Source organism: Aeromonas sp. ZOR0001 (assembly GCF_000801015.1).
Classification (GTDB): Bacteria; Pseudomonadota; Gammaproteobacteria; order Enterobacterales; family Aeromonadaceae; genus Aeromonas; species Aeromonas veronii.
On record NZ_JRJY01000080.1, the window covers coordinates 175296 to 198369 of the forward strand.

The 23074-nt window shown below is 56.7% G+C and carries 22 protein-coding genes, 2 tRNA genes and 1 pseudogene; 6 read left to right on the plus strand and 19 right to left on the minus strand.

The window, feature by feature from the left end; genetic code table 11:
* Positions 1-1602: pseudogene (locus L972_RS20845) on the minus strand (sodium:solute symporter); the annotation flags it as partial.
* Positions 1603-1817: 215 nt separating this feature from the next.
* On the opposite strand from L972_RS20845, the gene L972_RS10625 reads away from it, so the two are divergent.
* Together L972_RS10625 and L972_RS10630 are read left to right on the plus strand one after the other, a co-directional pair.
* Complete coding sequence (locus L972_RS10625; protein WP_047438113.1) at positions 1818-2366, plus strand: DUF2975 domain-containing protein; 549 nt, start codon at positions 1818-1820, stop codon at positions 2364-2366.
* A 7-nt stretch (positions 2367-2373) separates the two neighbouring features.
* Positions 2374-2583 carry a helix-turn-helix domain-containing protein gene (locus L972_RS10630; protein ID WP_047438115.1) on the plus strand — a complete coding sequence of 70 codons (210 nt, stop codon included), beginning with the start codon at positions 2374-2376 and terminating at the stop codon, positions 2581-2583.
* Between the two features lie 289 nt (positions 2584-2872).
* Here L972_RS10630 and pnp read toward each other — a convergent pair whose 3' ends face one another.
* The 15 genes from pnp to rlmE form a co-directional block, all read right to left on the minus strand.
* Positions 2873-5020 (minus strand): polyribonucleotide nucleotidyltransferase, encoded by a 2148-nt coding sequence (pnp, locus tag L972_RS10635; RefSeq protein WP_047438117.1) that lies wholly within the window; start codon positions 5018-5020, stop codon positions 2873-2875.
* Between the two features lie 167 nt (positions 5021-5187).
* Entirely contained in the window at positions 5188-5457 is a 270-nt protein-coding gene (gene rpsO, locus L972_RS10640) for a 30S ribosomal protein S15 (RefSeq protein WP_005338797.1), read from the minus strand.
* Positions 5458-5601: 144 nt separating this feature from the next.
* Positions 5602-6552: a tRNA pseudouridine(55) synthase TruB gene (gene truB / locus L972_RS10645; RefSeq protein WP_005338798.1), complete on the minus strand. Its 951-nt coding sequence runs from the start codon at positions 6550-6552 to the stop codon at positions 5602-5604.
* A gap of 1 nt (position 6553) precedes the next feature.
* A complete protein-coding gene (gene rbfA / locus L972_RS10650; RefSeq protein ID WP_005338799.1) occupies positions 6554-6991 on the minus strand; it encodes a 30S ribosome-binding factor RbfA in 438 nt (145 codons plus the stop codon).
* A 55-nt stretch (positions 6992-7046) separates the two neighbouring features.
* Entirely contained in the window at positions 7047-9740 is a 2694-nt protein-coding gene (gene infB / locus L972_RS10655; protein WP_005338806.1) for a translation initiation factor IF-2, read from the minus strand.
* A 20-nt stretch (positions 9741-9760) separates the two neighbouring features.
* Positions 9761-11263: a transcription termination factor NusA gene (nusA, locus tag L972_RS10660; RefSeq protein WP_005338808.1), complete on the minus strand. Its 1503-nt coding sequence runs from the start codon at positions 11261-11263 to the stop codon at positions 9761-9763.
* 14 nt (positions 11264-11277) lie between these two features.
* Positions 11278-11736 carry a ribosome maturation factor RimP gene (gene rimP / locus L972_RS10665; protein ID WP_005338809.1) on the minus strand — a complete coding sequence of 153 codons (459 nt, stop codon included), beginning with the start codon at positions 11734-11736 and terminating at the stop codon, positions 11278-11280.
* Positions 11737-11902: 166 nt separating this feature from the next.
* Positions 11903-11979: transfer RNA gene (locus tag L972_RS10670), tRNA-Met, on the minus strand.
* A gap of 92 nt (positions 11980-12071) precedes the next feature.
* A tRNA-Leu gene (locus L972_RS10675) sits at positions 12072-12156 on the minus strand.
* Between the two features lie 7 nt (positions 12157-12163).
* On the minus strand, positions 12164-12490 hold the full coding sequence (gene secG, locus L972_RS10680) for a preprotein translocase subunit SecG (protein ID WP_005338811.1): 327 nt from the start codon (positions 12488-12490) through the stop codon (positions 12164-12166).
* Complete coding sequence (gene tpiA / locus L972_RS10685; protein ID WP_047438119.1) at positions 12491-13255, minus strand: triose-phosphate isomerase; 765 nt, start codon at positions 13253-13255, stop codon at positions 12491-12493.
* Between the two features lie 131 nt (positions 13256-13386).
* The gene (gene glmM, locus L972_RS10690) at positions 13387-14721 is read right to left on the minus strand and encodes a phosphoglucosamine mutase (RefSeq protein ID WP_005338823.1); all 1335 of its coding nucleotides are present in this window, start codon (positions 14719-14721) and stop codon (positions 13387-13389) included.
* A gap of 15 nt (positions 14722-14736) precedes the next feature.
* Entirely contained in the window at positions 14737-15582 is an 846-nt protein-coding gene (gene folP, locus L972_RS10695) for a dihydropteroate synthase (RefSeq protein WP_047438121.1), read from the minus strand.
* Between the two features lie 59 nt (positions 15583-15641).
* The gene (gene ftsH, locus L972_RS10700; protein ID WP_005343537.1) at positions 15642-17588 is read right to left on the minus strand and encodes an ATP-dependent zinc metalloprotease FtsH; all 1947 of its coding nucleotides are present in this window, start codon (positions 17586-17588) and stop codon (positions 15642-15644) included.
* Between the two features lie 45 nt (positions 17589-17633).
* Entirely contained in the window at positions 17634-18263 is a 630-nt protein-coding gene (gene rlmE, locus L972_RS10705) for a 23S rRNA (uridine(2552)-2'-O)-methyltransferase RlmE (RefSeq protein ID WP_005338828.1), read from the minus strand.
* A gap of 97 nt (positions 18264-18360) precedes the next feature.
* On the opposite strand from rlmE, the gene yhbY reads away from it, so the two are divergent.
* Positions 18361-18657 (plus strand): ribosome assembly RNA-binding protein YhbY, encoded by a 297-nt coding sequence (gene yhbY, locus L972_RS10710; RefSeq protein ID WP_005338829.1) that lies wholly within the window; start codon positions 18361-18363, stop codon positions 18655-18657.
* A 103-nt stretch (positions 18658-18760) separates the two neighbouring features.
* Entirely contained in the window at positions 18761-19342 is a 582-nt protein-coding gene (locus L972_RS10715) for a hypothetical protein (protein WP_047438123.1), read from the plus strand.
* A 76-nt stretch (positions 19343-19418) separates the two neighbouring features.
* Here L972_RS10715 and greA read toward each other — a convergent pair whose 3' ends face one another.
* The 3 genes from greA to pomA all read right to left on the minus strand — a co-directional run bounded on the left by greA (position 19419) and on the right by pomA (position 21709).
* A complete protein-coding gene (greA, locus tag L972_RS10720) occupies positions 19419-19895 on the minus strand; it encodes a transcription elongation factor GreA (protein ID WP_005343528.1) in 477 nt (158 codons plus the stop codon).
* 156 nt (positions 19896-20051) lie between these two features.
* Positions 20052-20945, minus strand: a complete 894-nt coding sequence (locus tag L972_RS10725; protein WP_047438125.1) for a flagellar motor protein MotB — start codon at positions 20943-20945, stop codon at positions 20052-20054.
* Between the two features lie 5 nt (positions 20946-20950).
* Positions 20951-21709, minus strand: coding sequence for a flagellar motor protein PomA (pomA, locus tag L972_RS10730; RefSeq protein WP_005338837.1), 759 nt, complete (start codon positions 21707-21709; stop codon positions 20951-20953).
* A 211-nt stretch (positions 21710-21920) separates the two neighbouring features.
* Between pomA and xseB the strand changes: the two genes are divergently transcribed.
* Positions 21921-22172 carry an exodeoxyribonuclease VII small subunit gene (gene xseB, locus L972_RS10735; protein ID WP_005338838.1) on the plus strand — a complete coding sequence of 84 codons (252 nt, stop codon included), beginning with the start codon at positions 21921-21923 and terminating at the stop codon, positions 22170-22172.
* The gene (gene ispA / locus L972_RS10740) at positions 22173-23063 is read left to right on the plus strand and encodes a (2E,6E)-farnesyl diphosphate synthase (RefSeq protein ID WP_047438128.1); all 891 of its coding nucleotides are present in this window, start codon (positions 22173-22175) and stop codon (positions 23061-23063) included.
* The last annotated feature ends 11 nt before the right edge of the window (positions 23064-23074 follow it).

The following is a 23074-nucleotide window of genomic DNA, read 5'->3' on the forward strand; positions in this document are numbered from 1 at the left end:
CGCCTGATAGAGGGCGGAGGTATCGCGACTCGGCTTGCCGACAAAGTTGGCCGCCTGCAGCCGCTCGCTCACTGCCGGACGTGAGAGCAGTGAGCCTGCCACATAGCCAAGCAGGTTGAAGAGCAGGCTCAGGAAGATGCACCAGGCCCCGAGACTCAGCTCGCGAAACGCAGGCCAGTCCGGCGGTGCCAGCAGCTTGGCCAAGGGCGAGCCCGCCAGCAGCCCGCTCTCCACCAGCAGGGTCACAAACCAGAGGCTCACCCCGAGGCTCAACCCAAGATAGACCCCCTTGCGATTGCCGTGACGCCAATAGAGACCGAGCAGCAGGGCTGGCGCAAACTGGGCCACCGCGCCAAAGGAGAGATAGCCGATGCGGGAGAGACTGGTGAGATCGCCGAGCCAGAGGTAGAGCCCCCAGGCCGCCAGCAAGATCAGCAGGATGGCGCCACGGCGCACCTGCAACAGCAGCCGTACCAGCCGCTCGTCGCGCCCCTGCCGCCAGAAGCGGCGCAACAGCACCGGCAGCACCAGATCGTTGCTCACCATGATCGCCAGCGCGATGGTGCAGACGATCACCATGCCGGTGGCCGCAGAGGTGCCGCCGAGAAACGCCAGCATCGCCATGCCATCAAACCCGAGGGCCATCGGTAAACTGATCACATAGGTATCGGAGGCCATGTCGGCACCCACCCACTGCTTGCCCGCCAGCGCCAGCGGCCAGATAAAGAGCCCCATCACGAACAGGTAGAGCGGGAAGATCCAGCGCGCCCAGTGCAGATCCTGCCCCTGATTGTTCTCCACCACAGTCACATGAAACTGGCGCGGCAGGCAGATAACGGCGCACATCGCCAACACCGTATAGATGGCAAGCTCCAGCAGGTTGCCGGGGCTCACCGCCACCACCTGCGCAAAAAAGTCGCGGGTCACCTGTTCGTGAGCCTCGCCCGGTTTGCTCAGGATCAGCCAGAGGGCGAAGCCCCCCACCGCGATAAAGGCCAGCAATTTGACCACTGACTCGAAAGCGATGGCCACCACCATCCCCCTGTGGTGCTCGGTGGCATCGAGATGGCGGGTACCGAACAGGATGCTGAACAACGCCAGCAGCAGGGTGACCCCGAGCGCCAACTCGCTGGTATTGCTGGTCGGGCTGATGCCGCCGCTGTTGACCATCAGCAGATCCAGCCCGGTGACGATGGCTTTAAGCTGCAACACCAGATAGGGGAGGATCCCCATGATGGCGATGAGGGCGATCACCATGGCGAGCCGCTGGGATTTGCCGTAACGGGCGGCGATAAAGTCGGCGATGGAGGTGATGTGCTCGCGCTTGGCCACCAGAATAAGGCGAGCCAGCAGCCGCCAGCCAAGCAGAAAGACCAGCATGGGGCCAAGGTAGATGGGCACCGGCGACCAGGGGGATTCACTCGCCTGCCCCACGGTGCCGAAGAAGGTCCAGGAGGTGCAGTAGACCGCCAGCGACAGGCTGTAGAGCAGCGGTTGCCCCTTGAGACGGTGCCGTTTGTGCTTGTCTGCCACGAAGGCGATCAGAAACAGCAGCCCCAGATAGGTGAGCGACAATCCGATCAGCAGCCATCCCTGGTGCATCGATAACTCCTTGTCCATGTTGAGTTTTTGTATACAACCTCGCCAGTCTAGAGAGGCTGCAGCCAAAAGTCATCCCCTTCGGACAGATTGAAATTATCGTTTTTCAATAAGTTTTATCTTGACTGTATATCGCAAAACAATAAACATTGCCGGTGTGAATATTGATAAACGATAAACTTTACCTTTCAGATAAAACCATCACAGTGAGGAATGAGATGATCTCCAACAAACTCGAACGCTCGAGCATGCTGATCGAATGGCTGCTACTGCTGGCACTGCTGGCGACCCCTTTGATCACCTTGCTGGAGGTGTGGACCCCCTTCGGTGGCGCCGATTTTCTGCAGGATAAACTCAACACCATCTTGAGCCGCCCCGGCATCAATCCTGCCGACTATCCCCTTCACTTCTCCACCCGGCTGCTAGGCACCCTGGTACAGCTGTTGCCGGATCTGGTCTTTATGATGATGCTGTGGCAACTGCGTCAGCTGTTTCGCGGCTACCGCGCCGGTCTGCTCTTCACCTTCGAGCAGATCCATCGCTACCGGCAGATCGGACTGCTGCTCTGTGCAACCTTCCTGGTCGAATTGATCCTGACCCCCTTGCTGGATACCGTCCTCACCATGAGAGGCCCGGAAGTACTCGGTACCATAGCGCTGAGTACCTCAGATTTCCGGGTACTGCTGGCGGGACTGATCGTACTGGCGCTGGCACTGGTCATGCGCGAGGCCAAACTGCTGGCCGATGAACAGCAACTGACGGTGTGAGGATCCTATGCCCATTATCATCCGCCTCGATGCCCTGCTGTCAGAGCGCAAAATGACCGCCCGCGAGCTGGCCCAGCGCATCGACATCACCGAGGCCAACCTCTCGATCCTCAAGAATGGCCACGCCAAGGCGGTGCGCTTCTCCACTCTGGAGGCCATCTGCCGTGAACTCAAATGCCAGCCCGGCGATCTGCTGGGCTACGAGCAGGAGCGCTAACCCTCTTATGAGTCGTCATATCACCCTGCTTGCCCTGTGGCTGCAGATGCCTCGGCCCAACAGTCGTTTTTGTTCGCTACCAATCAGTGGCTATTGACCGAATGGGGCAATCTGGTGCGCCAGCTTGGGAGCCAGGGGAGATCTATCTGCCGGATAGCAGTTGCCAACAGTTGCCAGATGTCAACCAGCCGCAGCTGATCTTGCCATAAAAAAAAAAGTCCGGCTCCCCACCCAAAGGGAGCCGGACTTTTTACATCAACCGGAATCAATCCGGTATCAGGCGAGCAGATTACTCTGCAACAGGTGCTTCTTCAGCGGCCGGAGCGGCGTCAGCAGCAGGTGCAGCTGCTTCGGTCGGGGCGTTCGCTTCCTTGATGGAGAGACGTACGCGGCCCTGACGGTCCACTTCCAGTACCTTCACCTTGACCACGTCACCGATGGTCAGGTGGTCAGCCACGTTCTGCACGCGAGCGTCGGTGATCTGGGAGATGTGTACCAGACCATCTTTGCCCGGCAGAATGTTGACGAATGCACCGAAATCGGCCAGACGAACAACTTTACCTTCATAGATGCGGTTCACTTCGATCTCGGCGGTGATAGCCTCGATGCGACGGATCGCTTCCATGGCGGCTTCGTTGGCCACGGCGGAGATACGTACAGTACCGTCATCGTCCAGCTCGATGTTGGTGCCGGTCTCTTCGGTCAGCGCACGGATCACTGAACCACCCTTACCGATCACGTCCTTGATCTTCTCAGGATTGATCTTGATGGTGTGGATACGCGGTGCGAAATCGGAGATCTGGGCACGGGGAGCCTGGATAGCTTCATCCATCACTTTCAGGATGTGCAGACGAGCGCCACGAGCTTGCTTCAGAGCAATCTCCATGATCTCTTTGGTGATGCCTTCGATCTTGATGTCCATCTGCAGCGCGGTCACACCTTCGGTGGTACCGGCTACTTTGAAGTCCATGTCGCCCAGGTGATCTTCGTCACCCAGAATGTCGGACAGCACGACGAAACCTTCTTCTTCCTTCACCAGACCCATGGCGATACCGGCAACGGAGGCCTTGATCGGCACACCGGCATCCATCAGCGCCAGAGAGGAACCACAGACAGACGCCATGGAGGAGGAGCCGTTGGATTCGGTGATTTCAGAGACCACGCGCACCACGTACGGGAACTCGGCGGCGCTCGGCATCACGGCAGCAACGCCGCGCTTGGCCAGACGGCCGTGACCGATTTCACGACGCTTCGGGCTACCCATCATGCCGGTCTCACCGACACAGTATGGCGGGAAGTTGTAGTGCAGCATGAAGCGATCGGCACGGTTGCCGGTCAGCTCGTCGATGTTCTGGGCGTCACGCTCGGTACCCAGAGTGGCGACCACGATGGCCTGAGTTTCACCACGGGTGAACAGGGCAGAGCCGTGAGCACGGGGCAGAATACCGGTACCTACGCTCAGGGCGCGGATCATTTCCGGATCGCGACCATCGATACGCGGCTCACCACGTACTACACGACCACGAACGATGCGGCTTTCCAGGCTGTGGAACTCTTCGCCGATCTTCTTGGCATCTTCTTCCACACCGGAAGCGATAACTTGCTCAACCACACGACCCTTGATGGCCGCGATGGTTTCGTAACGAACTGCCTTCTCGGTGATGCGGTAGGCTTCACCCAGTTCGGCGCTCGCCAGCTCGGCAACCTTAGCTTTCAGCGCTTCGTTGATGGCAGGCGGAGTCCAGTCCCAAGGCTTAGTGCCGACGGCAGCGGCAAACTCGTTGATCGCATTGATCACGGTCTGCATCTGCTCGTGACCGTATACCACGGCACCCAGCATTACCTCTTCGGAAAGGATGGCCGCTTCGGACTCAACCATCAGTACCGCGTTGGCAGTACCGGCAACCACCAGATCCAGATCGCTCTGCGGCAGTTCGGTGGTGGTCGGGTTCAGCACATACTGACCGTTCATGTAACCCACGCGAGCAGCACCGATCGGGCCGCCAAACGGGATACCGGAGATGGCCAGTGCAGCAGAGGCACCGATCATGGCAACGATGTCGGGGGATACGGCCGGATTCACGGACATTACGGTCGCAACGACCTGAACCTCATTGAGGAAGCCTTCCGGGAACAGCGGACGAATAGGACGGTCGATCAGACGGGAGATGAGGGTCTCGCCTTCGCTCGGACGGCCTTCACGACGGAAGAAACCACCCGGGATACGACCAGCAGCATAGGTACGCTCCTGGTAGTTGACGGTCAGCGGGAAGAAATCACGGCCGTGATCGGCCTCTTTCTTGCCGACTACGGTCACAAATACGCAGGTATCGTCCATGCTGACCATAACGGCCGCAGTGGCTTGACGGGCCATCACACCGGTTTCCAGAGTGACGGTGTGTTGACCGTACTGGAATGACTTTACAATAGGATTCACGTGAATTTCCTTTTTACAATTTGGCTCTTTAAATTCGCGCACAAGTATACTTGATTCGATGCAAAAGGTAAGCGGCGACGCGAATTCTGTGAGGCAGGCAACGGCTTGAAGAGCAATAAAAAAGGGGAACCTGACGGTTCCCCTTTTTCGCGAAATCTGATGGTCGATTAACGACGCAGACCCAGCTTGGCGATCAGAGCAGCATAACGCTCGGAATCTTTACGCTTCAGGTAGTCCAGCAGCTTACGACGCTGGGAAACCATGCGCAGCAGACCGCGACGACCGTGGTGGTCCTTGGAGTGCTCTTTGAAGTGACCTTGCAGATGGTTGATCTGGGCAGTCAGCAGGGCAACTTGCACTTCGGGGGAACCGGTGTCGTTGGCGCAACGAGCGTTGTCAGCAACGATTTGAGCTTTGATCTCAGCATTTAGAGACATGGTAATACTCCAGTAGAGTGTTTAAAGGTTCACAGCCAATCTCTAATTCAGCCGTGAAATGAGGGCGGTATCATAATCGTCCCCGCCCCTTTTCGCAACGATAAAGAGGTGAAACGGGAAAGACGTGCTGATACCGCCTGAGGATCACTCCTCGTCGTGATAACGCACCAGTCGCTTGGGAGCGACGCGGCCATCATCATCAATCTCGCCAACCCCGATGAACTCGCGCTCCGGGCCGACCGTCATGCGAACCTGACCGCTTTGCGGCGCACCCGCCACCTGCACGGCCTGGCCCTGATTCACATAGGCAGCCACAACCGCCAGCATGTTCACCTCGGGCAAGCTTGCTACGGCGGTATCCATCGGCAGCAACAGCGGATCCAGCTGCTCGCGCGGCGGGATGCTCTCGGCCTTGGCCTGCTCGAAGATGCACTCGAGTTGCTCCAGAGTCAGCATCCGCTCATACGGATAGCTGGCCACCTGGGTACGGCGCAACTGGGTCACGTGGGCGCCACAACCCAGCACTTCACCCAGATCATCCACCAGAGAGCGGATGTAGGTGCCTTTGCTGCAGTGCACTTCAAGGCGCACTTCATCACCTTCGAAGCTCAGCAGTTTGAGCTCGAATACGGTGATGGGACGGGCTTCACGCTCGATCTCGATGCCTTCGCGGGCATATTCGTAGAGCGGACGGCCGTTGTGCTTGAGCGCGGAGTACATGGAGGGCACCTGCATGATGGGGCCACGGAACTGGTCCAGCGCCTCGATCAGGGTACCGACAGCCACATTCACCGGACGGGTGGAGACCACCTCACCGTCGGAGTCGCTGGTGTTGGTGCGCTCGCCCAATTTGGCGGTCACCTCATAGCGCTTGTCCGCTTCCAGCAAATACTGGGAGAACTTGGTGGCCTCGCCGAGGCAGATCGGCAGCATGCCGGTCGCCAGCGGATCCAGTGCGCCGGTGTGACCGGCCTTGGCGGCGTTGTAGATGCGCTTGACCTTCTGCAACACATCGTTGGAGGTCAGGCCGGTCGGCTTGTCCAGCAGCAGAATGCCGTGCACATCACGGCCCTTGAAACGACGTCTTCGGGTCATCTCAGGCTTTATCCTCAGTCGTGTCATCCGGTGCGGATTCAGCTTCTTCGTCACGGCCGGATTCGGCCATGCGACGCTTGTCTTCACGCACAGTGTTGGTCACCAGGTTGGAGAGACGCATCCCCTCGACCAGGGTCTGGTCGTAGTAGAAACGCAGCTCGGGCACCACGCGCAGACGCATGGCACTGCCCAGCAGACTACGGATATATCCGGCTGCTTCGGTCAGACCCTGCAAGCCTTCCTTGATGCGCTCGGCATCATTTTCCAGCTGCAAGAAGGTGACGTAAATCTTGGCATAGTTGAGGTCACGGGACACTTCCACATCGGAAACAGTCACCATGCCGATGCGCGGGTCTTTCACCTCGCGCTGCAGGATCAGCGCAATTTCACGCTGGATCTGCTGTCCGACCCGACGGGTCCGGCTGAATTCTCTGGCCATATTCTATCCTGCGATAAAAGGGGGCCGCGGCCCCCTATTTTGTCTAACTCTCGGCTTACAGAGTCCGTTGGATTTCAACAGTCTCGTAAACTTCGATCTGGTCGCCTTCGCGCACGTCGTTGTAGTTCTTGACCGCGATACCACACTCGTAGCCGTTGCGAACTTCGTTGACGTCATCCTTGAAGCGGCGCAGGGATTCCAGCTCGCCTTCATAGATAACCACGTTGTCACGCAGAACGCGGATACGGTTGGAACGCTTGACCACACCTTCGGTAACCATACAGCCGGCAACGGCGCCGAACTTCGGAGACTTGAAGACGCTACGCACTTCAGCCAGACCGATGATTTCCTGACGATACTCAGGGGCCAGCTTGCCGCTCATGGCCTGCTTCACTTCGTCGATCAGGTCATAGATGACGGAGTAGTAACGCAGATCCAGGCTCTCGGATTCGATGACCTTGCGCGCAGATGCGTCGGCACGGACGTTGAAACCAACCAGGATGGCGCTGGAAGCAGCAGCCAGGGTCGCGTCGGTTTCGGTGATACCACCTACGCCGGAACCCACGATCTTCACCTTCACTTCGTCGGTGGAGAGTTTGACCAGCGCATCGCAGATCGCTTCCACAGAACCTTGTACGTCGGCCTTGATCACCACGTTCACTTCGGACACTTCGCCCTCGGTCATGTTGGCGAACATGTTTTCCAGCTTGGCCTTCTGCTGGCGAGCCAGCTTGACTTCGCGGAACTTGCCCTGACGATAGAGCGCCACTTCACGGGCTTTCTTCTCGTCACGGACAACGGTGGCTTCGTCACCGGCAGAGGGAACGCCGGACAGACCCAGGATTTCCACCGGCAGGGACGGACCCGCTTCCTTGATCTCGCGACCCAGTTCGTCACGCATGGCGCGAACACGGCCGTACTCGAGACCACACAGAACGATGTCGCCCTGACGCAGAGTACCTTCTTGTACCAGTACGGTAGCAACCGGACCACGACCTTTATCCAGGAAGGATTCGATCACGACGCCGTTGGCCATACCGTCAACCACCGCTTTCAGCTCCAGTACTTCAGCCTGGATCAGGATGGCTTCCAGCAGGTCGTCGATGCCTTCGCCAGACTTGGCGGATACGTGCACGAACTGGCAGTCTCCACCCCAATCTTCGGACATGACGTTGTAACGGGCCAGTTCGGTCTTGACGCGATCCGGATCCGCTTCCGGCTTGTCGATCTTGTTGACCGCAACAACCAGCGGCACACCGGCAGCCTTGGCGTGCTGGATAGCTTCGATGGTTTGCGGCATCACGCCGTCGTCAGCTGCAACAACCAGAACAACGATATCGGTCGCCTTGGCACCACGAGCACGCATGGAGGTAAACGCCGCGTGACCCGGGGTATCCAGGAAGGTGATCATGCCACTGTCAGTCTGGACGTGGTAAGCACCGATATGCTGGGTAATACCACCGGCTTCGCCAGCAGCAACCTTGGCTTTACGAATGTAGTCGAGCAGCGAGGTCTTACCGTGGTCAACGTGACCCATGATGGTCACGACCGGTGCGCGCGGCTTGGCTTCGGAGGTCTCGTCACGATCGGACAGTACCGCCTCTTCCAGCTCGTTCTCACGACGCAGCACAACCTTGTGACCCATCTCCTCGGCGACCAGCTGAGCGGTCTCCTGGTCGATCACCTGGTTGATAGTGGCCATGGCACCCATCTTCATCATCACCTTGATGACTTCAACGCCCTTGACGGCCATCTTGTTGGCCAGCTCGGCCACAGTGATGGTCTCACCGATGACGACGTCGCGGTTCACCACGGCAGCCGGCTTGTTGAAGCCGTGCTTCATGGCGTTTGGCATGGCGACCTTGCCGCGCTTGCCTTTGCGGGCACGTGGGTTGCGAGAGTCGCGATCATCTTCACGACGACCGGCTTTCTTCGGTGCCTTGGCAGCTGCGGCAGTGCGGCGGCTGGTCTCTTCTTTCCGGTCCAACTCGTCTTCTGCGGCTTGCGCATGCTTGTTGGTGGTCAGATGGTAGTCGCTGCTCTCTTTGGCGCGAGCGGCCTCTTCTTCAGCCCAGCGGGCTGCGTTCTGTTCCGCCATGAGACGAGCCTCTTCGGCTTTCTTCGCGGCGAGTTCTTCAGCTTTTTTCAAAGCTGTTTGTTCCTGTTGGCGCTTCAGTTCTTCTGCTTCGCGCTTGGCCATCTTTTCTGCCTCTTGCTGAGCTGTGCTACTGGCTGCTTTGGCGGGCTGTGAAGCCTGTCGAGCCTTTGATTGTGCCTCGATCCGCGCCTTTTCCTCAGCTTCACGACGAGCTTGCTCAGCCTCACGGCGAGCCTTCTCTTCAGCTTCGAGGCGAGCCTTCTCTTCGGCCTCGCGACGAGCTTTTTCTTCTGCTTCCAAACGCGCTGTTTCCTCGGCTTCCGCCTGACGCTGTTCATCTTCCAGCGCCGAGCGTCTTACATAGGTGCGAGACTTGCGCACTTCTACCTGCACTTCCTTGTTCTTGCCGCCAGTCCCCTGAACACTGATGGTGCTCTTGGTCTTGCGCTGCAAGGTCATGCGGGCAGGAGCGGCGACCTCGTCACCTCCATGCTGTTTCTTCAGGTGTGCCAGCAGGGCCTGTTTCTCAGACTCGCTGACCATGTCGTCGGCCTTGCTCTTGCTGATACCGGCATCGACAAACTGCTGGAGAAGACGATCAACCGGTGTGTCGATGTCAGTGGCAAGTTGTTTGACTGATACTTCTGCCATTCATTTTCCTCCGTTTGATCTTACTCGGACTGCTCTTCTCCGAACCAACAGATATTGCGAGCAGCCATAATGAGCTCACCTGCCTTCTCGGCAGTCAGCCCTTCAATATCAGCAAGGTCATCGATACCTTGCTCAGCCAAATCTTCCAGGGTGCCCACGCCACGGCCCGCCAGAGCGTAAGCCAGTTCGCGGCTCAGACCGTTCAGATTGAGCAGCTCTTCGGACGGCTCAACGCCATCGAAAGACTCTTCTTTGGCCAGTGCCTTGGTAGTCAGGGCATCTTTGGCGCGCTTGCGCAGCTCTTCGACCATGTCTTCATCCAGACCGTCGATAGCCAGCAGCTCGTTGACCGGTACAAAGGCGATCTCTTCCAGGGTAGAGAAGCCCTCTTCCATCAGCAGACCGGCGAAATCGTCGTCGATGTCCAGGGTACTGGTGAACAGGTTCATGATGCGGTCGTTTTCGGCCTGGTGCTTGGCACGCATGTCCTCAACGGTCATCACATTCAGCTCCCAACCGGTCAGCTGGGAGGCCAGACGCACGTTCTGACCATTGCGACCGATGGCCTGAGCCAGGTTGGCAGCTTCCACGGCGATATCCATGGTGTGGTTGTCTTCATCAACGATGATGGAGGCCACATCGGCAGGTGCCATGGCATTGATCACGTACTGGGCCGGGTTGTCATCGTACAGCACGATGTCGGCACGCTCGCCGCTCAGCTCGGCGGAGACAGCTTGCACACGGGCGCCACGCATACCGATACAGGCACCGATCGGGTCGATACGACGATCGTTGGTCTTCACCGCGATCTTGGCGCGGGAACCCGGATCACGGGCGGCGCCCATGATTTCGATCATCTCTTCACCGATCTCCGGTACTTCGATACGGAACAGCTCTTTCAGGAAGTCCGGGCTGGAACGGCTGACAAACAGCTGGGAACCACGGGCTTCCGGACGCACTGCATAGAGCAGGCCACGGACACGGTCACCCGGGCGGAAGGTTTCACGCGGCAGCATGTCATCACGGAAGATCACGGCTTCAGCATTGCTGCCCAGATCCAGGATGACGTTGTCGCGGTTACTCTTCTTGACCACACCACTGATGATGGTGCCTTCTTTATCTTTAAACTGATCAACTACTTGTGAACGCTCGGCTTCGCGCACTTTCTGCACGATAACCTGCTTGGCGGTCTGGGTAGTGATACGGTCGAAGGTCACAGAGTCGATCTGGTCTTCAACATACTCACCGATCTGGATTTCCGGCTGATCAATTTGTGCCGCTTCCAGGGTGATTTCAGCATAAGGATTCTCCATCGCGGCTTGATCCGCAATGACTACCCAGCGGCGATAAGTGTCGTAGTCACCGGTCTTGCGATCGATTTCGACCCGAACTTCAATCTCGCCTTCATATTTCTTCTTGGTCGCAGTCGCCAGCGCGGTTTCCAGAGCCTGGAAGATCTTCTCACGGGGTACCGCTTTCTCGTTGGATACTGCGTCAACGACCAGCAAAATCTCTTTATTCATATCCGATAGCCTCGTTAACCAAAGTTCGGCACTATGTTCGCTTTTTGGATATTGGTGAAAGCCAACACGTCGTCCTTACCATCTACTGTCAGGGTGATCATGTCGCCTTGCACAGCTTTGATTACGCCTTTGAACTTGCGGCGGTTGTTTGTTGCCATCCGAAGCGTTACCGCCGCCTCTTGGCCAACGTATTTTTCGAAATGGGCAACCTTGAACAGGGGACGATCCAGGCCTGGGGAGGATACCTCGAGGTAGTACTCCTCGGTGATGGGATCTTCGACGTCCATGATGGCGCCAACCTGATGGCTGACTTCAGCACAGTTCTCGACAGTCACACCCTGCTCGCCGTCAATATAGACACGCAAGGTGGAGTGTTTACCCGCACGGATAAACTCAATACCCCAAAGTTCAAAACCCAAGGCAACGACCGGAGCCTCGAGCAGATCGGTCAAACGTTGTTCCAACGTAGCCAAAGTCACCCTCCGAAAAACAAAAAAAGGGCATAAAGCCCAGATAGATATCGATTCAGAGTAAATTGCACATAACAAAAAGCCCCGATGTCAAATCGGGGCTTGGCGCTTTACCCTGATTGTCGCCTCGCAGCGACCGCCTTCCTGAGCGTAGGAAATGCGTGAAATTTGGTTGCGGGGGCCGGATTTGAACCGACGACCTTCGGGTTATGAGCCCGACGAGCTACCATGCTGCTCCACCCCGCGTCCGAAATCGTGCGAGATTATAGCCACTTCACTCTCTCGATACAAGACTGACTGGCTATAATACACTCGGCTTCCCGAGCTCACTGCTTAATTGGTGCCGTGGGCGGGACTCGAACCCGCACACCCTAGAGCACTACCCCCTCAAGATAGCGTGTCTACCAATTCCACCACCACGGCAAAACTCTTACTCGGGAACGTCAGTATCTTTCTTCACTGGCGCTTTGGTCTGCTCAACCTGTTGGGTTTGTTGCAGATTTTCCCATTCACTACCCTGCTTTACCTTGTTGCTGGACATAGATCCAAGAACCAGGCTGATAACGAAAAACAGAGTAGCCAAAATTGCTGTTGTTCGGGTCAGGAAACTGCCTGAACCACCGGAGCCGAATACTGTGTTCGATGCCCCTGCGCCGAAGGAGGCGCCCATATCAGCCCCTTTACCTTGCTGAATCATCACCAGACCAATCAGAGCCAGTGAAACCAGCAGATAAACGACTAAAAGAATCTCGTACATTTAACTTGCACCCTTTGCCGCTTCAACAATTCCTAAAAACGCATCGCTATCGAGGCTTGCTCCGCCAATCAGTCCGCCATCAATGTCGGGCTGTGCAAACAAATCTCTCGCGTTGCTCGGCGTTACGCTCCCACCATAGATGATTCTGACTTTCTCACCTATTACCGGAGTATCCTCCGCCAAGCGACCACGTATAAAGGAATGAACCTCTTGTGCCTGCTCGGGTGTGGCGCATTTACCTGTACCTACAGCCCAAATCGGCTCGTAGGCGATGATAGCATTATCGAAAGCCATCGCGCCATTTTTCTCTATGACGATATCCAGCTCTTCAGCGATCACCTCGAAGGCTCTTCTCGCCTGCCTCGCCGCACCTGATTCACCTAAGCAGAGGATGGGAATCAAGCCTACCGCTCTGGCTGCCGCAAACTTCTCTGCGACGATAAAACTGGTCTCACCAAAGAGACGCCTGCGCTCGGAGTGCCCTACCAATACGTAACGACACCCTGCCTCAACCAGCATCTGACACGAGATTTCTCCAGTGTAAGCGCCAGTAGCGTGCTGACTCACATTCTGAGCCCCCAACTTTATTACTTTCTGCTCGTTGAGCAGTGAAGCGCTAAAGTCGAGATGCACATGGGAAGGACAGAGAACCACATCTACTTTTCCGTCAACGCCGTTTAGACACTGACTCGTAAACTGCTCTAACTGCGACCTACTACCGTGCAACTTCCAGTTGGCTGCTACAAACGGCTTGCGATGTCCCATCGGCAACTCCCTTGCGAAAGCGGGGCTGATAATATCCAGAGGATGCTCAGCTGACAAGTGCTATTTTTAAATTTTTGAATCGTTTGAACAAGATACAACCAGGGCGGCTAAAAAGCAGCCCCAGCTGTTCATTAAAACGCCGATTCAACCTGCTTGGCGATGCGCTGAGCCATGTCACGTACCTGCTGTTCATGCTCCCCTTCGACCATGACCCGGATCAGCGGTTCGGTACCTGATTTACGCAACAGTACGCGACCACGACCAGCCAGCTCCTGTTCCACCTTGGCAACCTCAGCCATGACAGCATCAGCGGCCAGCGGATCCTTGCCTTCGGCAAAGCGAACATTCACCAGCACCTGCGGGAACTTGCTCATGCCGGAGCGCAGCTTGGCAAGCGGCATCTCGGCACTGCGCATGGCGGTAAGCACCTGCAAGGCGGCTACGATGCCATCACCCGTAGTGGTCTGATCCAGACAGATAATGTGGCCGGAGTTCTCACCACCGATGCGCCAGCCCTTCTCTTCCATCATCTCCAACACATAGCGGTCACCCACCTTGGCACGGGCAAACGGGATGCCCAGGGTTTGCAGCGCCAGCTCCAGACCCATGTTGGCCATCAGGGTGCCGACGACACCGCCTTTGAGGCGCCCATTGCGCAGGGCATCGCGCGCGATGATATAGAGCACTTCATCACCGTCGATGAGATAGCCGGTATGGTCGACCATGATCAGACGGTCACCATCACCATCAAAGGCAACCCCCAGATCGGCCTTGCACTCCAGCACCTTGGCAACCAGTGCGTCAGGCGCAGTCGAGCCGACACCATCGTTGATGTTGAGACCATCCGGGGCGCAGCCCATGGTGATCACTTCGGCACCCAGCTCGCGGAAAACCGACGGCGCAATGTGGTAAGTAGCGCCGTGGCCACAGTCGACCACCATTTTCACCCCATCCAGATTCATGTGAGAGGGGAAGGTGCTCTTGCAGAATTCGATATAGCGACCGGCGGCATCATCAATGCGCACCGCTTTGCCAAGTTCGGCCGACTCGACACACTTGAGCTCGTGATCCAGCTCGGCTTCGATAGCCAGCTCGACATCATCGGGCAGCTTGGTGCCGTCGGCGGAGAAGAACTTGATGCCGTTGTCGTAGAAGGGGTTGTGGGAAGCACTGATGACGATGCCAGCTTCGGCACGGAAAGTGCGAGTCAGGTAGGCAACCGCCGGCGTGGGCATCGGCCCCATCAGAATGGCCTTGAGGCCTGCCGCGGAGAGCCCCGCTTCCAGCGCGGATTCCAGCATGTAACCGGAGATGCGGGTATCTTTGCCAATCAGCACCTTTTTGGTGCCCTTCTTGGAGAGCACTTTGCCGGCAGCCCAACCCAATTTCATTACAAAATCAGGGGTAATCGGGTATTCGCCAACCTTGCCGCGCACACCATCGGTACCGAAATACTTTCTTGCCATTGTCTGTTCTCTTTATTATCTGGAAATAAAATCTTGTCCCGTCATTGCCAGCCAACCGACGCGCAATGCGTCCATGGTCTCCCGTACATCGTGTACCCTGATGATGCGGGCCCCATGCTGCATGCCGATAAGGGCGCATGCCAGACTGCCCGCCAGACGCTCATCCACCGGACGGCCCAGCAGGTTGCCTATCATAGACTTTCGCGACATCCCCACCAATAGCGGCAAGCCATAATCAAGCAGTTCCTTTTGAGCCGCCAACAGCTGATAGTTGTGTGCAAGGGTTTTGCCAAAGCCATATCCCGGATCCAGCAACAGCTCTTCACGACGGATCCCGACCGCCAGACAAGCCGCAATACGCTCATCAAAGAAGGCGCGAACCTCCCCGATCAGGTCCTCATAGTGCGGCTCGACCTGCATGGTTCTCGGCTGCCCCTGCATATGCATCAGACAGACCGGAACCCGCGCTTCGGCCGCGGCCTGCAGCGCTCCAGGCTCTTGCAGCGCCCGCACATCGTTGATCAGATGGGCACCCGCCTTGCAACCCTCCCGCATCACAGCCGCTTTGGAGGTATCGAGGGAGATCATCACATCCAGCTCACGAACCATCTGCTCCACAACAGGAATGACCCTGTCCAGCTCCTCCTGCTCGTTCACATCGGGCGCACCGGGGCGGGTTGACTCGCCACCGATGTCGATGAGGGTCGCACCGTCAGAGACCATCTGGCGCGCATGGGCCATTGCCCGTTCAAACTGGTTGAAATTACCGCCATCGGAGAAGGAGTCGGGCGTCACATTGAGGATCCCCATCACATGGGGACGATCGAGGGAGAGGCTGAGCCCCTTGCTGGTTAACTGCATTTTCACGTCCATCTGATAAAGAAAAACCCCGGGCAAGCCCGGGGTTTGGAGAGTCACAATTATTTGGCCGGAGCATCGTTGGCTTTGTCGATAGTGACATCCGCCACCGGTGCAGCCTCATCGGCAGGCTTGGCCTCGGCAGCCACGGTGGAACCACCTTGCGGAGTATCACCGTGCTCGTCATGCCAGTTGCTCGGAGCACGTACCTCGCGACGCGCCATCAGATCATCGATCTGTTTGGCGTCGATGGTCTCGTACTTCATCAGCGCATCTTTCATGCTGTGCAACACGTCCATGTTATCCAGCAGGATCTGCTTGGAACGGGCGTAGTTGCGGTCGATGACCTGCTTGACCTCGGCATCGATAACGCGAGCGGTATCGTCGGACATGTGCTTGGCCTTGGCCATGCTGCGACCGAGGAACACCTCGCCATCTTCTTCAGCGTAGAGCATCGGGCCGAGACGCTCGGACATACCCCACTGGGTCACCATCTTGCGTGCAATGTCGGTCGCCCGCTCGATATCGTTGGACGCACCGGTCGATACCTTCTCGGCACCATAGATCAGCTCTTCTGCCAGACGACCGCCATACAGGCTGGAAATCATCGACTCCAGATGCTGCTTGGAGTGGCTCCAGCGATCCTGCTCCGGCAGATACATGGTCACACCCAGCGCACGACCGCGCGGAATGATGGAGACCTTGTAAACCGGGTCATGATCCGGCACCAGACGACCAATGATGGCGTGGCCAGCTTCGTGATACGCAGTCATCTCTTTCTCGGACTCTTTCATCACCATGGAGCGGCGTTCCGCACCCATCATGATCTTGTCCTTGGCCTTCTCGAACTCGGCCATGGAGACCACTCGGCGGCTCTCACGGGCAGAGAAGAGGGCAGCTTCGTTGACCAAGTTGGCCAAATCCGCACCGGAGAAACCGGGGGTACCACGGGCAATCAGCGCCGGATTCACGTCATCCGCCAACGGAACTTTGCGCATGTGCACTTTCAGGATCTGCTCGCGACCACGGACATCCGGCAGACCGACCACAACCTGACGGTCGAAACGGCCCGGACGCAGCAGTGCCGGATCCAGTACGTCAGGACGGTTGGTGGCAGCGATGACGATAATGCCTTCATTTCCTTCAAAACCATCCATCTCGACCAGCATCTGGTTGAGGGTCTGCTCACGTTCATCGTGACCACCACCCAGACCGGCGCCACGCTGACGACCGACCGCATCAATTTCATCGATGAAGATGATGCAAGGGGAAGATTTCTTGGCCTGTTCGAACATGTCACGCACCCGGGAGGCACCGACACCGACGAACATCTCCACGAAATCGGAACCAGAGATGGTGAAGAACGGCACCTTGGCCTCGCCCGCAATGGCCTTGGCCAGCAAAGTCTTACCGGTACCGGGAGGACCAACCAGCAGCACACCGGTCGGGATCTTGCCACCCAGTTTCTGGAATTTGCTCGGATCGCGCAGATAGTCGACCAGCTCCTTCACCTCTTCCTTGGCTTCATCGCAACCTGCAACGTCAGCAAAGGTGGTCTTGATCTGATCTTCGCTCATCAGGCGAGCCTTGCTCTTGCCGAACGACATGGCACCTTTGCCACCGCCGCCCTGCATCTGACGCATGAAGAAGACCCAGACACCGATCAGCAGAAGCATCGGGAACCAGGAGATGAAGATAGAGGTCAACAGAGACGGCTCTTCCGGCTTCTCGCCCATCACTTTGACATTGTGATTGAGCATGTCGTTGAGCAGCTGGGGATCCGGCGCAGGGATGATGGTGGTGAATCTTTCACCAGTACGCTTGACGCCATTAATGACCTTACCGTCCATCCGCACTTCACGGATCTGCTCTTGGGTCACCTCTTTAACGAAGCTGGAATAGTCCAGCTGGCGACTGGTGGTATCGCTGGGGCTGAAGCTATTGAACACCGACATCAAAACGACGGCGATGACCAGCCACAGGATTAAGTTTTTCGCCATGTCACTCAAATCAGTAACCTCGCAGACTGACAGTTAACGATGAAGGTTAGGGTACTACAGTTTAAAACCGGTAGCCACAATGTAGACTTCCCGTGATCTGGCGCGGGATGAGTCTGGTTTACGAATTTTGACAGCGGAGAAAAGTTTACGAATTTCATTGAGATAGGCATCAAAGCCCTCTCCCTGAAACACCTTCACTACGAAACTGCCGTCACTACGCAATACCTGATTGCACATGTCCAGCGCCAGCTCGACCAGATACATGGCGCGAGCCTGATCCACCTGCTGGGTACCGCTCATGTTGGGCGCCATATCAGACATCACGACATCGACCTTGTCGGGACCCACTCGCTCCAGCAAAGCGCCGAGTACAGTTTCCTCCCGAAAGTCTCCTTGCAGGAAATCGACACCAGCAATGGGATCCATCGGCAAAATGTCACATGCGATGACGCGACCCGAATCACCAACCTGTTCAACCGCGAACTGGGACCAACCACCGGGGGCTGCTCCCAAATCCACTACGGTCATGCCATGTTTCAGCAAGCGATCCTTGCCCTGGATCTCGTCAATCTTGAAAACAGCACGAGAACGCAGGCCCATTTTCTGGGCTTTTTTGACGTATTGATCGTCGAAATGTTCTTTTAACCAGCGAGTTGAACTGGGGGAACGTTTTTTCTGGGTCATGATAATCGACTTTAAAAAACCACAAGGGTTATTAGTATTAAGGGCTAAGTGGGGGTAGAATACGCCCCTTTCAACCCTGACTTATGAAGAAATTGCGATGATTCTCAACAATAAACAGAAACAGTACCTTAAGGGCCTTGCCCATAGCCTCAAGCCTGTCGTCCTGCTGGGTCAGCATGGTCTGACCGAAGGTGTACTGGCCGAGATCGATCTGGCACTGAACCATCACGAGCTGATCAAGGTTAAGGTTGCCTCTGAAGATCGCGAAATGAAACAACTGGTTATGGATGCTATCGTCCGTGAAACCGGTTCAATCAAGGTGCAAAGCATGGGTCATGTGCTGACCATTTATCGTCAAGCCAACGAACCCAAAATCCAGCTGCCCCGCAAGTAAAAGGAAAGAGCATCGCTCTTTCCTTATTCCACTTCTTCCCGAGTCGCTTGCCAAAGTAGTCGCAAAGCCCTTAACCTGCGATGAATACTTCCGGACACGCATTATGGCTCACCATCCTATTCTGACCGACGATGAGCTGGCCATGCTGCGGGACTTGGGGAGCAATCAGGACACCCATGTTCTGACTGGTCACCTCGATGCCCCCATGCTTGGCTTGCTGCAAAAAGCCGAACACCTCGTACTCGAAGCCCGCTTCGCAGGCCATCAGCTGCGTTTTCCCCTGAGCTTTACCCAAGGGGAAGATGGCTTCGTCGAGCCCCGGTTATCTGCACCGGTCATCAGGGAGCTGGGGTTTGCGCAACCGCGGGCCTGGCGTCTCACCCAAAAAGCCAAGCTTTGCAGCGACCAGGGCCTGTTTCAGGTGCTCAGCCTCTCCCTCAACGGCCTCATCGTGGAAAATTTGCCAACCGACATGGTGGCCGATACCCCCATCAACGGCGAGCTCTGCATCGAGCAAGAGGCCCCTCTTCCACTGCAGGGACGACTGGTAAGGCGCATCAAAGCCAATGCCGACCATGCCACCTGGGCGCTGAGCTTTCAAATGAGCGAGAGCAACATAGAACGGCTGCGCCACTGGTTGTTTCAGCGTCATCAGGACGCCTTTACCGAGGCGTATCTGTCCTGATTTTTATCAATAATCATATAGATAAAGACAAACAGGGGAGCGCTAGCCCCCCTGTTTCATCGTCTGTAGCATTCGCTTAGATATAAGCGACTTCCAGTACTTCGTATTCCACATCGCCAGCAGGGGTCTTGACGATTGCGACATCGTCCACTTCCTTGCCAATCAGGGCGCGGGCAATGGGGGAGTTGACAGAGATGAGGTTCTGTTTGATATCAGCCTCATCGTCACCCACGATGCGGTAAACCACCTCTTCCTCTGTCTCGCTCTTGAGCAAAGTCACAGTCGCGCCAAAAATAACGCGGCCGTTGTTGGTCATCTTGGTGACATCGATCACCTGCGCATTGGAGAGCTTGGCTTCAATCTCCTGAATGCGGCCTTCACAGAACCCCTGCTGCTCGCGAGCGGCATGGTATTCGGCGTTTTCCTTCAGATCACCGTGCTCACGGGCATCGGCAATCGCTTCGATAATCTGGGGACGAAGCTCGGTCTTGAGATAATCGAGCTCTTCGCGCAGCTTCTCAGCGCCGCGAACAGTCATCGGAGTATGATTCATAGTCGAAACCTGGGTTGCTTGAAAATAGAAACTGCGGCCATCTGCAAGGAGGCCGCAGCAATCGGTTCGGATGAGGCATCTTAATATGAAGCCAACACAAAATCCACGTCAGCCCCCTGATGCAGATCCCACTTGCGTCATCGACATTCCCCTCGCTTACTTTCCTTCCGGTACGGAAATGGGGGCCGAAACAGTCGGTTTGCCCTGCATGATGGCGATCTCCACCCGCCGGTTCATCCGACGATTTTCCGAGGTGGTATTGGGCACCAATGGTTGGGAGTCCGCCATCCCCTGCACCACCAGTCGCCCCTGATCAAAACCGGGGACCTTCAGCATCTGGTGCGCCACCGCCACCGCCCGTTGCGACGACAACTCCCAGTTGGACTGGAACAGCTCATCTTCGGTCGCCACGTTGTCGGTGTGACCGGAGATGGTGATTTCACCCGGCACATCCTTGAGCAGGGTCGCGACCTTGCGAATGACCGGCCAGAACTGGGGCTGCAGAAACGCCGAACCGGCCGGGAACGACGCTTTTTCCCTGATCCGGATGATGATCTGCTGGCCCAGCGCCTCAATTTCGATGGCGCCATCCTGGATCTGATCTTTCATCTGCTCGGCGAGGGCTTTGGCCAGGGTATTGGACTGTTCTTGCGCCTTCTTCGCATCCTGCGCGGTATCGCCCCCCGTCTGCTTGCCGTCACTCTTGTCCTGACCACCGGCCTGATCCGCCTCGCCGGGCAGAAACTCCAGTTCGGTCTGAGTCATATCGATGGTTTGCTGCATCACGGTATCAATCGGCGTGGGCTCAGGGCGACCGGGCCTGAACTCCTGGGCAATCACCGAGGTTCCCTTGGGAATATCTTTCACCTCAAGGATGTTCTGCACTCCGAAAGCATTCTTCATAGAGCCCGCGATCTGCTTGAACTTGAGTACGTCCATTTCGGCAAAGGAGAGCAGCAGCACGAAGAAGCACATCAGCAGCGACATCAGGTCGGCAAAGGTGCCCATATAGGCAGGAAGACCGGGGGGGGGACATTTGCAATCAGACATGGTTCCTACTCCGCGCCGGTATTGCGTTTGGACTGGCTCAGATAGTTCTGCAGCATGGACTGGATCACCCGCGGGTTCTGACCATCCTGAATACCCATAATGGCATCAAGGATCAGGGTACGACTGAGCTTCTCCTCCCCGCTGCGCAGCTCCAGCTTGTCAGCAATAGGAATAGCGATCATGTTGGCCTCAATCGCTCCGTACAGGGTGGTCAGCAAGGCCACCGCCATCGCCGGACCGATCGACTTGGGGTCACTCATATTTGACAACATAGCCACCAGGCCCACCAACGTACCTATCATCCCCATGGCAGGGCCCAGATCCCCAAGGGTACGGAAGACCTTGATAGCAATGACATGGCGCTCGGCTGTCAGGTCGATATCCTTTTCCATCACGGCGCGCACCACTTCGGCATCGTGACCATCCACCAGCATGTCGATCCCTTTTTTCATAAATGCATTGGGGATCTCTGCGGCTTCCAGCGCCAGAAAGCCCCCTTTGCGAGCCGCGTCAGCCAGTTCAACGGCTTTGGCGATCAGGTCGTCGAGCTTGTCGCCCTTGTACATAAAGGCTTTGCCCGCCACCTTGAAAGCCAGAAAAAACTGCCCGATATTGAACTTCATCATGGCGATGAAGATTGAGCCAAGAATAGTGATATAGACCGATGGCATATCGATAAACATGCTCAACGAGCCACCAAGGATCATGCCGTAAATCACGACACCGAATCCTAAAACGATACCTAACAAGCTCCCTAGATCCACGTCCCTACTCCTGTCACCGGTTCTTATGCCTAATTATAGTTTGTTGAATTTTCTGCTATTGCGACCCTAGCGGCAAGCATGCATCCACTGAGAATGATGGCTCATTATCGGCCAGTTTAGTGAGAGTTTGAGGGGGCAATGCTTTTCTGCCTCCCCCCTGTGGACGGTCGATGTTAATATAAGCCGTTTTTTTCAATCCCCGAGGATGGACATGGCCAGTAAAAAAATCGACCGTCTGAGTTTTGATGCCACTCTGGAAGAGCTGGAAACCATCGTTCATCAGCTGGAACAAGGTTCCCTACCCCTGGAAGAGGCACTCAAGCAGTTCGAGCAGGGCGTTCATCTGGTTCGGGCCGGTCAGCAGAAGCTGGAACTGGCCGAACAGAAGATCCAGATCCTGCTCAGTCAAGCCGATGGCAGTGACCAGCTCGCCCCCTTCCAGCCAGAACAAGGAGAGGAGTGAGTGGCGCTGGACCATTTTTCCCGTCTGCATCGTCAGCGTATTGACGACTGTCTGTCAGCACAACTTGAATCCTTGCCCGCCATGGCGCCGCGCCTGCGCGATGCCATGAGTTATGGCTTGCTGCTGGGCGGCAAGCGGGTTCGCCCGTTTCTGGTCTACGCGGTCGGCGAGATGCTGGGCGTCAAGAGCGAACTGCTGGATGGCCCTGCGGCTGCCGTGGAGTGCATCCACGCCTACTCCCTGCTGCACGATGACCTGCCCGCCATGGATAACGACGACCTGCGTCGTGGTCAGCCAACCGTTCACAAGGCGTTTGACGAAGGAACCGCCATTCTGGCCGGTGATGCGCTGCAGACCCTGGCGTTCTCCATTCTGGCCGATCACCCCATGCCCGATACCTTGATGGCCAACCGGGTGCGGATGCTGAGTACCCTCGCCCGCGCCTCCGGCTATCTGGGTATGTGTGGCGGTCAGGCGCTGGATCTGCAGGCCGAAGGTCGCCAGATCTCGCTAGCCGAGCTGGAGCAGGTACACCGCCACAAGACCGGTGCACTAATTGAATGTGCCGTGGCACTCGGCGCCCTGTGCAAAGCCGATGTCGATGACGCCACGCTGGCTGCACTGCAAACCTATGCATCCGCCATCGGCCTCGCCTTCCAGGTGCAGGATGACATCCTCGACATCACAGGCGATACCGCCACCCTGGGCAAGCCACAAGGTTCTGACCTGGCGCTGGAGAAAAGTACCTATCCGGCCCTGCTCGGACTCGAAAATGCCCGTGAGCTGGCTCGCGAACTGCATGGGAAAGCCTTAACAGCCCTGCAATCCTTGCCCTACAATACCGACATTCTGGAAGCGTTTGCCGATTACATCATCGAGCGAACCCACTAAACGCTGGATAA

Bases quoted from the DNA above. Each gene is read 5' to 3' on its own strand.
- xseB (WP_005338838.1), top strand. From the start codon at position 21,921: ATGGCCAGTAAAAAAATCGACCGTCTGAGTTTTGATGCCACTCTGGAA.
- L972_RS10725 (WP_047438125.1), bottom strand. From the start codon at position 20,945: ATGTCTGATTGCAAATGTCCCCCCCCCGGTCTTCCTGCCTATATGGGC.
- truB (WP_005338798.1), bottom strand. From the start codon at position 6,552: ATGACCCGAAGACGTCGTTTCAAGGGCCGTGATGTGCACGGCATTCTG.
- nusA (WP_005338808.1), bottom strand. From the start codon at position 11,263: ATGAATAAAGAGATTTTGCTGGTCGTTGACGCAGTATCCAACGAGAAA.
- infB (WP_005338806.1), bottom strand. From the start codon at position 9,740: ATGGCAGAAGTATCAGTCAAACAACTTGCCACTGACATCGACACACCG.
- glmM (WP_005338823.1), bottom strand. From the start codon at position 14,721: ATGGCAAGAAAGTATTTCGGTACCGATGGTGTGCGCGGCAAGGTTGGC.
- L972_RS10715 (WP_047438123.1), top strand. From the start codon at position 18,761: ATGGCTCACCATCCTATTCTGACCGACGATGAGCTGGCCATGCTGCGG.
- L972_RS10625 (WP_047438113.1), top strand. From the start codon at position 1,818: ATGATCTCCAACAAACTCGAACGCTCGAGCATGCTGATCGAATGGCTG.
- L972_RS10630 (WP_047438115.1), top strand. From the start codon at position 2,374: ATGCCCATTATCATCCGCCTCGATGCCCTGCTGTCAGAGCGCAAAATG.
- greA (WP_005343528.1), bottom strand. From the start codon at position 19,895: ATGAATCATACTCCGATGACTGTTCGCGGCGCTGAGAAGCTGCGCGAA.
- yhbY (WP_005338829.1), top strand. From the start codon at position 18,361: ATGATTCTCAACAATAAACAGAAACAGTACCTTAAGGGCCTTGCCCAT.
- secG (WP_005338811.1), bottom strand. From the start codon at position 12,490: ATGTACGAGATTCTTTTAGTCGTTTATCTGCTGGTTTCACTGGCTCTG.
- rlmE (WP_005338828.1), bottom strand. From the start codon at position 18,263: ATGACCCAGAAAAAACGTTCCCCCAGTTCAACTCGCTGGTTAAAAGAA.
- rbfA (WP_005338799.1), bottom strand. From the start codon at position 6,991: ATGGCCAGAGAATTCAGCCGGACCCGTCGGGTCGGACAGCAGATCCAG.
- tpiA (WP_047438119.1), bottom strand. From the start codon at position 13,255: ATGGGACATCGCAAGCCGTTTGTAGCAGCCAACTGGAAGTTGCACGGT.
- folP (WP_047438121.1), bottom strand. From the start codon at position 15,582: ATGCAGTTAACCAGCAAGGGGCTCAGCCTCTCCCTCGATCGTCCCCAT.
- rpsO (WP_005338797.1), bottom strand. From the start codon at position 5,457: ATGTCTCTAAATGCTGAGATCAAAGCTCAAATCGTTGCTGACAACGCT.